This is a genomic window from Pedobacter panaciterrae (assembly GCF_013204795.1).
In the GTDB taxonomy this organism is placed as follows: Bacteria; Bacteroidota; Bacteroidia; order Sphingobacteriales; family Sphingobacteriaceae; genus Pedobacter; species Pedobacter panaciterrae.
Map to the genome: position 1 here is coordinate 905,143 of NZ_JABMKW010000008.1, position 12,708 is coordinate 917,850.

Annotated in this window: 12 protein-coding genes; 6 read left to right on the forward strand and 6 right to left on the reverse strand. The window is 41.1% G+C overall.

Annotation, left to right across the window (positions count from 1 at the left end; translation table 11 throughout):
* Positions 1–12: 12 nt before the first annotated feature.
* The 3 genes from HQN86_RS06065 to HQN86_RS06075 are packed head-to-tail and all read right to left on the reverse strand — an operon-like array spanning position 13 to position 3,269.
* Positions 13–2,169 (reverse strand): molybdopterin cofactor-binding domain-containing protein, encoded by a 2,157-nt coding sequence (locus HQN86_RS06065; protein ID WP_172660101.1) that lies wholly within the window; start codon positions 2,167–2,169, stop codon positions 13–15.
* Positions 2,170–2,184: 15 nt separating this feature from the next.
* Positions 2,185–2,799 carry a cytochrome c family protein gene (locus HQN86_RS06070; RefSeq protein ID WP_172660102.1) on the reverse strand — a complete coding sequence of 205 codons (615 nt, stop codon included), beginning with the start codon at positions 2,797–2,799 and terminating at the stop codon, positions 2,185–2,187.
* Entirely contained in the window at positions 2,796–3,269 is a 474-nt protein-coding gene (locus tag HQN86_RS06075) for a (2Fe-2S)-binding protein (RefSeq protein WP_172660103.1), read from the reverse strand. The genes HQN86_RS06070 and HQN86_RS06075 overlap by 4 nt, the downstream gene beginning before the upstream one ends.
* A 272-nt stretch (positions 3,270–3,541) precedes the next feature.
* Here HQN86_RS06075 and mobA point away from each other — a divergent pair, with 272 nt between their 5' ends.
* The 4 genes from mobA (at position 3,542) to HQN86_RS06095 (ending at position 7,869) form a co-directional block, all read left to right on the forward strand.
* Positions 3,542–4,123 carry a molybdenum cofactor guanylyltransferase gene (gene mobA / locus HQN86_RS06080; RefSeq protein WP_172660104.1) on the forward strand — a complete coding sequence of 194 codons (582 nt, stop codon included), beginning with the start codon at positions 3,542–3,544 and terminating at the stop codon, positions 4,121–4,123.
* Positions 4,124–4,225: 102 nt separating this feature from the next.
* Complete coding sequence (gene fdhD, locus HQN86_RS06085) at positions 4,226–5,122, forward strand: formate dehydrogenase accessory sulfurtransferase FdhD (protein WP_172660105.1); 897 nt, start codon at positions 4,226–4,228, stop codon at positions 5,120–5,122.
* Between the two features lie 53 nt (positions 5,123–5,175).
* The gene (locus HQN86_RS06090; RefSeq protein ID WP_172660106.1) at positions 5,176–5,526 is read left to right on the forward strand and encodes a DUF7009 family protein; all 351 of its coding nucleotides are present in this window, start codon (positions 5,176–5,178) and stop codon (positions 5,524–5,526) included.
* A 3-nt stretch (positions 5,527–5,529) separates the two neighbouring features.
* Positions 5,530–7,869, forward strand: a complete 2,340-nt coding sequence (locus HQN86_RS06095) for an FdhF/YdeP family oxidoreductase (protein WP_172660107.1) — start codon at positions 5,530–5,532, stop codon at positions 7,867–7,869.
* Between the two features lies 1 nt (position 7,870).
* Here HQN86_RS06095 and HQN86_RS06100 read toward each other — a convergent pair whose 3' ends face one another.
* A complete protein-coding gene (locus HQN86_RS06100) occupies positions 7,871–8,794 on the reverse strand; it encodes a bestrophin family protein (protein WP_172660108.1) in 924 nt (307 codons plus the stop codon).
* A 143-nt stretch (positions 8,795–8,937) separates the two neighbouring features.
* On the opposite strand from HQN86_RS06100, the gene HQN86_RS06105 reads away from it, so the two are divergent.
* Entirely contained in the window at positions 8,938–9,897 is a 960-nt protein-coding gene (locus tag HQN86_RS06105) for a Dyp-type peroxidase (RefSeq protein WP_216854331.1), read from the forward strand.
* 71 nt (positions 9,898–9,968) lie between these two features.
* Positions 9,969–10,598 carry a hypothetical protein gene (locus HQN86_RS06110; protein ID WP_172660109.1) on the forward strand — a complete coding sequence of 210 codons (630 nt, stop codon included), beginning with the start codon at positions 9,969–9,971 and terminating at the stop codon, positions 10,596–10,598.
* Here HQN86_RS06110 and soxC read toward each other — a convergent pair.
* Both soxC and HQN86_RS06120 read right to left on the reverse strand, forming a co-directional pair.
* Complete coding sequence (gene soxC, locus HQN86_RS06115) at positions 10,585–11,829, reverse strand: sulfite dehydrogenase (RefSeq protein WP_172660110.1); 1,245 nt, start codon at positions 11,827–11,829, stop codon at positions 10,585–10,587. The two genes, HQN86_RS06110 and soxC, sit on opposite strands and share 14 nt — an antisense overlap.
* A 6-nt stretch (positions 11,830–11,835) precedes the next feature.
* Positions 11,836–12,426, reverse strand: a complete 591-nt coding sequence (locus tag HQN86_RS06120) for a c-type cytochrome (protein WP_172660111.1) — start codon at positions 12,424–12,426, stop codon at positions 11,836–11,838.
* Positions 12,427–12,708 lie beyond the last annotated feature (282 nt).

Sequence of the window (12,708 nt, forward strand, 5' to 3'; positions counted from 1 at the left end):
AGAATCTCGTAATTAAACAGCGCTTAAATCAAATGGAAGTTTCCTTATCCGCTTCCCTGTTAAATCAAATATGGCATTTGTAAGGGCCGGGGCAAAGGCCGGTAAACCCGGTTCACCAACTCCGCCTGCATCTGCCTCATTTTCCATAATGTGCACTTCTATTGGTGGTATGTCTGTAATTCTTGGCATTTTATAATCATAGAAGTTTCTTTGCTCTACCAGTCCATCTTTAAATGTGATTTCGTGAATTGTGGCCGCACCTAATGCCATTACTATGCTTCCTTCTACCTGAGCTCGGATGATATCAGGATTTACGTACCATCCACAATCCATCACGGCCCAAACCTGATCTATTTTAATTTTACCGCCAGCATCTTTGGATACTTTTACAATTTGGCCCACCGTACTGGAAAAGCATTCTGTAATGGCAGCGCCAAAACCTTCATTCTTCTTCCTTTTCTTCCAGCCCGAAACTTCTTCCATTTTGTCAATCAATCGCTGGCATCGTTCATCCTGTAAATACTGTCTCCTGAGATCCAGAGGATCCTTACCTGCTGCTAAAGCAACCTCATCCAGAAAACTTTCATAGGCAAATCCATTGGTAGAGGCATATACAGAGCGCCACCACATAGTAGGAATAGGTGTTTCAAATTGTACTTCGGCAAAGCTGATGTTTTTGATGCCGTCGAAGTATGGTTTAAGAAATCCTTCGGAGGTGCTTCGGTTCGCCTGGTCTGTTTTCCCACCTCGCCAATGGTCATTATTCTGACCTGACATGCGGAATTTGAGTGCAGTTACCTCTCCGTTATGAATAGCACCCTGGCACCTGTATGAAATGCCCGGACGGTATGGTCCTTGGGTAGCATCATCCTCTCTTGTCCACACCACCTGAACCGGAGCTCCGATTTCTTTGGAGATCATTGTGGCCTCATGAGGATAATCCATAAATGCTTTTCTGCCAAATCCACCACCCAGGAAAGTCATGTTAACGATGACTTTTTCTTTAGGTAAGCCCAATTGCCCGCTGATGTAATCCTGTACCCATTCCGGAGCCTGGATAGGTCCCCAAATCTCCACCTTGTCGCCTTGATAATGAGCAACACAGTTTACAGGTTCCATGCAGCTATGCGACTGATAAGGAGTCTGGTAAACTACGTCTATGGTTTTTCCTTCCTGTTTAAGGATATCATCTGGATTCCCTTGTTTTTTTAGGTATAAACCTTCCTTGGTTTGGAGGTCTTCTTGCTGGCGTTTGTAGATTTCAGCGGTGTTTATGTGTTCGAATCCGGAATCATCCCATTCTACCTTTAATGCTTTTTTCCCCTGCATTGCTGCCCAGGTTGAATTTGCAACAACGGCTACACCCTCACGAAAAGTATTAAAAACGCCCATGCGAACTTTAAAAACCTTTGTAACTCCTGGTATTTTCAGGGCTGCACTGGCATCAAAACTTTTTACTATTCCTCGTAACCTCGGATTACGCTCAACAGTTGCATAAAGCATGCCCGGTAACTTCTTATCCAGACCAAATATTGCAGTACCATTTGTTTTTAGTGGGGTATCCTGCCTGTGTAGTGGTTTGCGGATCAGTTTGTATTCGGAGATTTTTTTAAGGACAACTTCTTTCGGTGCTTCTAGTTTCGAAGCATCTACAACGAGTTCTCCATAGTGAAATTTCTTTCCTGAAGCTTTGTGTAGTACTTGGCCGGATTCTGCATAGCAGTCAGTAATGGGTACATTCCACTTTTTTGCTGCAATGGTGATCAGCATAATCCGGGCAGTTGCGCTTAACTTTAATAAATTCTTATAAGATCCACGTATGGTTGAACTTCCGCCGGTAATCTGACTGCCGTACTTTTCTCTGTTACCTTGGGCGAAAACGATATTTACATCTTTCAGATCAACTTCGAGCTCTTCGGCAATAATTTGTGGAACGGACTGAAAAGAACCCTGACCCATTTCGGCACGGTGGTTAAAAATAGTGACTTTGCCATCTGTATCTATGTGGATCCAGGCGTTCAGTTCTACTTCTGATTTTGCTACCCCACTTGTATTCACGATTTCTGCTTCTTTGGCACTTGAAGGGAAATAGAAACCTAGGCACAATGCTGTGCCTGCCAGACCTGAAACCCTGAGAAAATCTCTTCTGGAAACTTGGTTAGTACTCATAGTTGTAGAATTAATTTATTTGCTTTTAGGAGCATATGCCCCGGTATTGATCCATGTTTCCCATGCTTTTTTGAATGCTGCATGGCTCATTGGTGGCTGTGAACGTCCCTCTCCCGAATTCCATCCAGATAAAACCAACCCATCGTCTGCATGTTCCAATAGTTGTTTCATAGACTTATTGCCATTTTGCTTAGGGTTTACCAGTTGTTTAGCCAGTTCATGTGCTGTTTTGCTCTGGAACACCATTTTCATATCTGCAGGTGGCAAATGCCAGTCCGGATTTCCCGGTGGGGCATGTAAACCAGGAGTATTGTTCGGCTGATGGCAATTCGCACATTTCATCGCAAACACGCCTTTGCCGTCGTGCCCTCTTTTTGGATACATCTCATGCAGGTGACTGTCGTCTCCCTGTAAAGGGATATCTCCCGAAGGGTGACAGTTCATACAGCGTGGGCTCATTAAAACTTTATAAACCTGTTCAAAGGCTTTTACTGATGCTATACTGTCCTTTTTTATTTTCTGTGTGGTTTCTCCAGTAACATTGGGATGGTTGTTTACAGTACTCAAGCTGAAAGCCATGATTCCAATCATGGAGAGGATGACTGCCATGATAATTATTGATCTTTTCATATTGTTCTGCCTTCCTTTTTATGCAGTTCTGCTGCTAAGTGAATCGCTTTTCGAATGCGGGGATAGGTACCGCAACGACAAATGTTTCCAGACATAGCATTATCAATATCCTCATCTGTAGGATTTGGGTTTTCCCTCAATAGCACAGCTGCCGACATCAATTGACCAGAATGACAATACCCGCATTGTGGCACATTAACTTCATTCCAGGCTAACTGTAGTGGATGATCATTGTTTTTTGATAGTCCTTCGATGGTGACGACTTTTTTACCTTCCGCCCGGCTAACTTTGGTTACACATGACCGTACAGCTTCTCCGTTCAGGTGAACTACACAGGCTCCACATTGAGCAACACCACATCCATATTTGGTTCCGGTCAGACCAACAAGATCCCGAATGGCCCACAAAAGGGGCATATCTGGATCTGCATCTACCTCATAAGATTTTTGATTGATATTTAAGTTAATCATATGCTAATGGTTTTTGGTGATATTTCTCTATTAAAATACTGTTTTTCTAATTATATTTTGCTTTTAATGTTAAATCATATACCTTATCCTTAATAACTTGCCATAGGGTTATGATGCTTTTCATCTTCAATTCTTTAATTCAAAGATCAAAATAACTAAAGGCATTAATGGTAGATGGATTACGGGTATTACTACCAATATTACTGATTGAGATAATTTGATAACAATCGAACTTATAGAATGTCTAAATTTGTTTCAATAAACTAATAAAAATGATTGGAGTAGTTCTTTCAGGTGGTCAAAGTCTAAGAATGGGAAAGGATAAAGGCCTGTTGCAAAATGGGCAACAAACATGGGCGCAACAAGCATTTGCAAAGTTGTCATCATTACAAATTCCTGTTGCCATATCCGTAAATACACTACAATTACCAATATACCAAACTGTCTTTCCTACCTCTTCATTAATCGCAGACGAGCCTGTATTATCTATCGGAGGCCCACTTAGAGGCATCTTATCCGTACACCTTATTTATCCGAAGGAAGATTTACTGGTACTTGCCTGTGATATGATAAACATGGAAGTTGATCTTTTAGACTTTGTTGTTCAACAGTATGAGGATAAGCCGGCCGATGCATTGGTCTTTATGAAGGAAAAGCAATCTGAACCACTATGCGGCATATATTCAGCAAAGGCATTGGACAAGGTATATGCCTTGTATATGAATCAGGAATTGCATAAGCACAGTATGAAATATGCACTTGAACAGCTAGATGCCTGTTACCTTCCTGTTCCTAAAAAATGGAAGGCTTATTTTGATAACTATAACACAATAAGTGATTTAAATAATATCTGAGGCTAATCGATTATTCTTTGGTTGAATATCTCCCATACAATTCTTTTTAGACTGATTTTTTCTTAATTTTAAGAGCGATTATTTTATTAAAACCGTACGGAAATGGAGGATTTAGAATTAGTTTCCATAAAGCAGATACTTGTCAGAAAGGTTAAGGGTTTAATAAGTGCACCTTTATCGGATCTACTTTCCATAGAAGAGCCTCTTGAAATAAGAATTGCTTATGGCCCCCGGTCAGAGCGGATACAAAAGAATATATCTGTGACCATGCGCACGCCAGGTAATGACCTGGAACTTGCAGTAGGCTTTTTGTTTACAGAAGGAATTATTTCTTCTTATCAGGATGTGACTGATACCTATCACTTAGACATGAAATGTTCATCACAAAAGCAGAATATCGTGCAGGTGGAACTCGCTGAAAATTTCATACCTCAGTTGCAGCAATCTGACCGGAATTTTTATACCACCTCTAGTTGCGGAGTATGCGGAAAAGGCTCTATTGAATCTATTAGGACAGTTAGTCCTTTTAATAATCAGGATAAACCCCAATTAAACCTATCAACAGATATATTATATAAATTGGCAGGAAAGTTAAGTGCAGCCCAAAGCGGGTTTGCAGCTACCGGAGGCATTCATGCATCAGGCCTTTTTACTGTCAAAGGTGATTTAGTTCTGTTGCGGGAAGATGTTGGGCGACACAATGCACTTGACAAGTTAATTGGCAGGGCACTAGTCAACGACGACCTGCCATTGGATCAGCATATTTTATTGCTGAGTGGAAGGGCAAGTTTTGAATTAATTCAGAAAGCAGCCATGGCCGGTATTGCAATTGTTGCTGCCATTGGCGCTCCATCGAGTCTTGCAGTGGAACTTGCTGCGGAATTTGATATTACACTTTTGGGTTTCCTGAAAGAAGACAGGTTCAATATTTACAATTTAAGCAGTAGAATATTAATACCAACATCGCATGAAACCATCATGATTTCTCAAACTACATAGTGGTATGAAAAATCTGACAGCTTCATAACAATTGAAAAACAAATAATATACAGATGAAAATTAGAATTAAAGGCAACTCGCTGAGATATAGACTGACCAAATCTGACGTCGCAAAGCTGGGATCTGAAGGCTTTCTAGAGGAACGTTCTGAGTTTGTGGGTAAAACGCTGGTGTATGCCATTGAAACTATAGATGGTGATGGTCTGTCGGCTGATTACATTGGCGATCGGATTGTACTAAGCATACCAAAAACAATGGTTGATGAACTCAACAATACAGATAGGGTGGGTTTTGATGATCGGAAGGGGCCTGTTAGCTTACTCATTGAAAAAGACTTTACTTGTCTTGATAATGTTGAAGAGGACCAGAGTGATAATTTTCCCAATCCATTACTAAACAAATGAGCTATGGAAAAAGAGAAAAAAGAACCGGCTGCAGAAAATCCATACAAATTATTAGACCTGAAATTAACAAAGGTTGAAAAATGGGCTGCAGGAATTCCTGCTGTGATGGCGGCATTTGGTGATCTTTTTGAGGAGGGGGTACCCATTCGTGGTACAAGGGCTTTGTTTAGGATGAATCAAATGGGAGGCTTTGATTGTCCAAGCTGCGCCTGGCCTGATCCAGATGATGATCGATCTCCTTTGGGCGAATATTGTGAAAATGGGGCAAAGGCTCTGGCAGAGGAAGCAACTACCAAAAAAGTTACTGCAGACTTCTTTAAAAAGAACTCTGTCTTCGATCTGGCCAAATTAACGGATTTTGAAATAGGCAGTAAAGGGAGATTGGCCGAACCTGTTTATTTGCCAAAAGGCGGCACTCATTATCAGCCTATCAGCTGGGATGATGCTTTTAAAAAAATAGCGGAACATCTAAATGCACTAGAAACACCGGATCAAGCTGCTTTTTATACCTCTGGCAGAACGAGTAACGAAGCTTCATTTTTATATCAGCTATTCGCAAAAGAATTTGGTACCAACAATATGCCAGATTGCTCTAATATGTGTCATGAAACATCGGGTACTGCTTTGTTGCCAACCATTGGTATTGGAAAGGGAACTGTAAAGCTAAATGATTTTTACGATACAGACGTGATTGTGATCATTGGGCAAAATCCGGGAACCAATGCGCCCAGAATGATGAGTGCATTGGAAAAAGGTAAAAAAAACGGGGCAAAAATCATTGCGATTAATCCTTTGCCAGAGGCCGGACTGATGGGTTTTCATAACCCGCAGCAAATAAATGGCATTATTGGAAGTGGTGCTAAGCTTGCAGATCTTTATCTGCCTGTAAAAATAAATGGTGATATGGAGCTTTTAAAAGCTATCGGGCTCCTGCTGATTGATTTTGAAAAAAAATCTCCAGGCGAGGTATTTGACCAAAAATTTATTGCAGATAAAACTATTGGGTACGATGCCTTTATCAAACAGTTTGACCATTACAAACTGGAAGATCTTGCAGCTGCCTCTGGGGTATCACAAGCTGCAATTTATGAGGCTGCCCAAATGCTGGCATTCAAAAAGCGGATTATTTTTTGTTGGGGAATGGGGCTTACTCAGCAACCTAACGGAGTAGAGATGATTCAGGAGATCGTAAACTTACTGTTGCTTAAAGGAAGCATAGGTAAGCCTGGTGCTGGTGTTTGTCCGGTTCGGGGACACAGCAATGTTCAGGGCAATCGAACCATGATGATTAACGAAAAACCCAGTAACGAACAGTTGGATCGCATTCAAAAAGTTTTTGGCTTTGATCCTCCCCGTGAACATGGATACGATGTGGTTGGGGTAATCAAAGCTATGCACGAAAGCAAAGTGAAAGTCTTTTTTAGTATGGGTGGAAATTTTTTATCGGCAACACCCGACACTACTTTTACTGCTAAAGCATTAAGGAAGCTTAATTTAAGCGTTTCGGTTTCTATCAAACTTAACCGAAGCCACTTGGTGCATGGGCAGGAAGCATTGATTCTTCCAACCTTTTCACGCAGTGATATCGACATGGTTAATGGTGAACCACAGTTTGTGAGTACGGAAAATTCAATGGGCGTAGTACAATCATCTAAGGGCATGCTAAAGCCAATATCGGATAAGCTCGTGAACGAAACACAGATTGTATGCCGAATGGCGATTGCAACTTTAGGGAGGAGGTCGGTTATCGACTGGCAACGCTATGCCAATAGCTACGATGCGGTAAGGGACGACATTGAAAAGTGCATCCCGGGTTTTGAGAATTATAATTTAAGGGTGCGGCATAAAGAAGGATTTTATTTGCCTAATGCTGCACGAGAAGGGAACTTCATTACCAAGAAATTTGGCGATCGGGCTCCATTTACCCTAACATCCATACCTGAAAATGTACTAGCTCCGGATGAATATATGATGGCGACAACGCGTACGCATGACCAATTTAATACCACAATATATGGGCTTGACGATCGGTACCGAGGGATTAAGAATGAGCGTCGGGTAATATTTATGAATCAAAAAGATATTGAGAAAGCGGGATTTGCAGATGGGGAAAAGGTAGATTTGTTTAATTATGACAACGGCATCGAACGGATCGCTCCATTATTCATTATCGTTTCATACCAGATACCAGAAGGGAACACCATGACTTATTTTCCTGAAACCAACGTGTTGGTTTCTATTAATAATGTTGTCCGGGGAAGTAATATGCCAGCATCAAAATTTGTTAAAATTAAGATCAAAAAGCATAATCCTAAAATATACGAATTAATAGACCAATTATAAGTTAGTCTACAAAATAGGAATTGGTAGGTTTATAGTCTTCCTGTGGAATTTGTGCCTGCTCAAAAATCGAATGTTCAATAGCCCTGCAAATGGTATTAAGAGCGAGGTCGTTTTCTTCTTCTCCAAACGGCTCGCCAATTTCCTGTATAATCGCATCTAAAGCAATGAAAGTATAGCTAATAAGTAACACGATCAAAGGCATCATCCAGCCTAAGCTATCTACCAAACCAAAGGGTAGCCAAAAACAGTAAAAATAAACGGTACGATGTAATAAGACACTATATGCAAACGGCAAAGGCGTATTGGAAATTCGTTCACAACCTCCAACGATTTGTGAAAACTGATTAAGCCTGTTATCTATAGAAGCTAAAACAATGGTGTCAATATGATTTTTCTTGGCTTGTTTGCTGACCCATTCTCCTATAAAATCTAAAATGATCACTGGAATATGTCTTTTATCTCTTAAATAATCCACTTGCTCTGCCGAAAGCAGTCGGGAAAGGTGTTCTGTTCCGGACTTATTTCTCAATTGATAATTAAGAGACCAGCAGAATGCTGCTATCATTTTTATGAAATCTTCTTTGCTTTTTTTTCCTTCAGGAGAAGGATCATTTATAAGCGTCAACACCTGCCTTGTCAAAGACCTGGATTCAATAACTAATGCGCCCCAAAGTTTTCGCCCTTCCCAATACCGATCATAACTTGCCGTATTGCAAAAGCCCATAAAAATAGCTAAAGCCAGGCCAATTAAGGTGAAAATTGTGGGATTAAGGTGTACTTTATAGTCATATATTTTCCCCTTAAAGTATAGGGTGATCAATGATAATACTGCAATAACTATAAGCTGGACGATAATTTTATTTATTACGGATCCTTTCCATATAAATAACATTTTCAGCCAATTGGTGCGCTGTCTTGTGATCATCTTTTATTTAAGTATTTACTTATAGTGGAGATTTTATTTCATAAATCAAAAGGATAACAAAATTACAAAAAAAGCCTCTGAATCTTTTTTTCTGCAGAAATCTTGTCTCATGTTTTTAATTTTAAATCTTAAATTAGAATGATATGAAAAGACCGATAACGCAAGAGTCACAAAATATAACGGACTACCCAAATAATAATACCATATTCACTGTGTGGAAGTTTAAGCACAATATAGAAATCAAACCTGCATTCGAAAAACTTTGCGCTCTGGTAGCTAACCTTAACCATTCTTATATTATACGGGTTCCTGGTGGGCGGGTAAGTTGTGTATTGGGTATTGGTCATGATGCCTGGCTTCAACTTTCATTGCCCACACCACTACCCAAAGAACTTAAGAATTTTGAACCTGTTACCGGTTTAAAACATACGGCTGTAGCTACTCCAGGGGATCTGCATTTTCATTTACGTGGTACCGATATGTCCGTTTGTTTTGATATGTTGACCGCTATAACCGAAATATTAGACCCGGTTGCAGATTGTTTGGAAGAAATACATGGTTTTAGGTATTGGGATGGCCGATCGATCCTCGGTTTTGTGGATGGCACAGAAAATCCCGTAGGCGATCAACGCGAATTCTTTGCCACGGTTGGTGACGAGGATCCGGTTTATGCAGGGGGAAGTTACCTTTTCGTACAAAAGTATCTGCATGATATGCGAGGCTGGACAAAACTGCCAGTCGAAGAACAAGAAAAAGTAATAGGTCGGTATAAAATGAGCGATATTGAGATGCCTGATGACCTAAAACCTGACAACTCACATAGTGCTTTGGCAGCTATAGAAGATGAAGATGGCAACGAGCTGAAGATCGTGCGAGACAACATGCCCTTCGGATCTCCATCAAAAAATGAGGTTGGCACATACTTTATTGCATATGCCAGCACTTTTAGCACTACTCATAAAATGCTGGAAAGAATGTTTATTGGAGTTCCGACTGGAAATTACGATAGGATACTCGATTTCAGCACTGCATGCACCGGCAGCTTGTTTTTTGCCCCATCAACGAATATGTTGAAGCAGTATACAGCAGATGGTGTTTCCTGACTAAGAGAAGACCACTATAATTTTATTTAAAATCAAAACTTTTTAGGATTGTATCAGTTGCTATTGGTATCATGGAAACAAATCATAACAATGATCCGGGAGCAAGTCATGTCCCTGAACAACAGAACGGAACAGAAATGAATGCCGTAGAAAAGGTCGAACTAGCCTCGGTAGCCGAGGCGGTAGATTTTTTTAAAATTGTGAAGGAAAGATTGCTGGATATAAACCAATGGGCAAAGATCGCAGGTACTGAAATGTCAAATTTTTACCTTACCGATTCTAGTGGTCATCAGGTAAGCAGGTTTGCAATAGATGGCGATCATATTAAAATTGATATTCCTGGTCCGGGAACTGTTGCAGGTAAAGGCTATGATTGGGTTCGGATTGAACAGATCATAACCGAGGAATTGGATGGTGCAGAAGTATTGAGCATCACGGTACGGCCTTCTGCTAACCCTTTAAACGACAAAGAGGATACAGCGCATTTTCTCACAGATGAGGCAACCTCGACCTTTCAGGTCAAACGTATGGGGAATACTGTTAGTGCAGAGGAACACGGTAGGAACGAGATGCCTAATACCGGTACCGATAACACCCTTGATAACATCCGCAATGTATTTGTAGGTTGGGGTGCTAAAATTGGGCTGTCTTATCCTCAATGGAAAGCCCTTGTAAAAGGGTTGCTATCTATTCGGGCTTAAACAATGTGCTGCCGTCTGTTTTAATCTGCCATGATGTAATGGGATTCATGTGGTAACCACCCATAGCTGTGCCACGTGCTTCAGCCAGTTGCCTAAGGGTTGGCTGTACATATCCTGTTTCATCAACAGCGCGGCTTAGTATTTCCGTTGGGCTACCATCCCATTGCCAGAGATGCCTGAAATAAGTATGCGCCTTGCTTAGCACCGGATCTTGTAGTCTGGCATCCTGCCAGGTTTTCCCCGCATCAGTACTCACTTCAACTTTTTCAATTTTTCCTCTGCCACTCCATGCAATTCCCCTGATCTCAACCCAGCCAGGCATTATCTTTTGAGGATAAGAAGGAAAAGTAATAATCGACCTGGCATCCATTTCAAAGCTGAACATTCGTATACGATCTTTTACCGGGTAGGTGTATTTTGAGGTTTCTTCCCTGGTCATATAGGGTTCGTCTGATAACTCTATTCTTCTCAGCCATTTGATGTTCATGTTGCCTTCCCATCCCGGGAGCAGCAGGCGTACCGGATATCCTTGTTCTGGTCTGATAGCCTCTCCATTTTGTGCATAAACGATCATAGCATCGTCCCAGGCCTTTTTTACCGGAACGCTGCGGGTCATGACAGCAGCATCTGAGCCTTCTGCCAGGAACCATAAAGCCTTTGGATCAGCACCCACTTCACGAAAAAGGGTTGACAGCATAACTCCGGTCCATTCGCTCTGACTGGTAAGCCCTAGTATCTCCTGTGGAGTTAATTCTTCCTTTCCTCCACGAAAATTACCGGCACATTCCAGGAAACAGATTCGGCTCACAGCGGGAAAACGCTTCAGCTCTGCAAGTGTAAATTTCATTGGACGCTCAACCATTCCATGGATAAGCAGCTCATATTTTTGTGGGTCAATGGCTGGTACGCCGGCATGGTGTCTTTCGTAATGAAGATCGGAAGGAGTGATGGTGCTATGAAAATCCTGCAAAGGGCTACGTGAAGAGGTCTCCGAAAACTTGCGTACAGGATGTTCAAATGTTGAGCGCTTGCCTTGTGCACTTGGGCCGGGGCCTATTGTTTTTGTCGGATCTTCTGGTGGTTCAGGGGCAATATGCGGTCCTGTTTGTACATGTTTTGCAAATATCGAATTCACTGGTAAAACAGCGGCAGCAACCATCCCGCCAAGCAAGGTCCGGCGGCTTATCTTGTTGGATTTTATAACTTGTTTATCTTTTTTTTGCGCTTTCATTGTTCCTTACCTGACTTCAGGCCCTCCTTTACGGTCATCCATAATGAACAGTTTTTTTGCAGGCATAACGATACCTGGTAATGTTTTTGCATTCAGCAACTGATTTTGTTTAATGATTTTATTGGCATAAAGAAGATAGGCAGTAATGCTGTATACCTCGTTATCGGTCAATGATCCGGGTTGGTTGTAAGGCATTGTTCTACGGATGTAGTCAAACAATGTAGTTGCATACGGCCAGTAATTTCCGATGGCCTTAGGCCTGCTTTTCGCTAAAGTATCGCTAACCAGGACGGGAGCAGGGAGTTTGATTTTTGAAAGATCTGTATCGTTATTGCCATGACAAGCCATACATTTTGATGTATATATTACTTTACCTTTTAATACATCACCCTGCCCCGCAGGAAGTCCTTTTCCATCTGGACGTACGTCTATATCCCATAAGGCAATTTCTGCTGTTGTAGCCAACCTGCCAAAGCCAAATCTTGAAGGATAACTTGTCCCATTTTTATGCGTTGATGGGACGGGCTGCTGGGCAGATACCTGATGAAATAAAATCAGACCTAGCAGGGCTGTTCCAACAACAATTTTTATTTTCATTTCTAATTTACAATTGACTTATGACGGCCAAATATAATAAAATCTAGTAAATCGATAGAATTAATTTGTTTTTGTAAAAAATGCCGTTACATTTGTGGAAAAAGAATCAATTACTATGATTAAATAAACACATGGAAAAACAATTACTCCACAAAAAAGAAGACGCCACATCTATTCGCCTGAAGTTGAAATTCTCAGCTTACTGTTGTTGCTGTTTCGAGCAATAGCATTTTTGCTACTCCCTTAAAAAAATAAAGACAGGATAAGATCCTGCCTTTACGC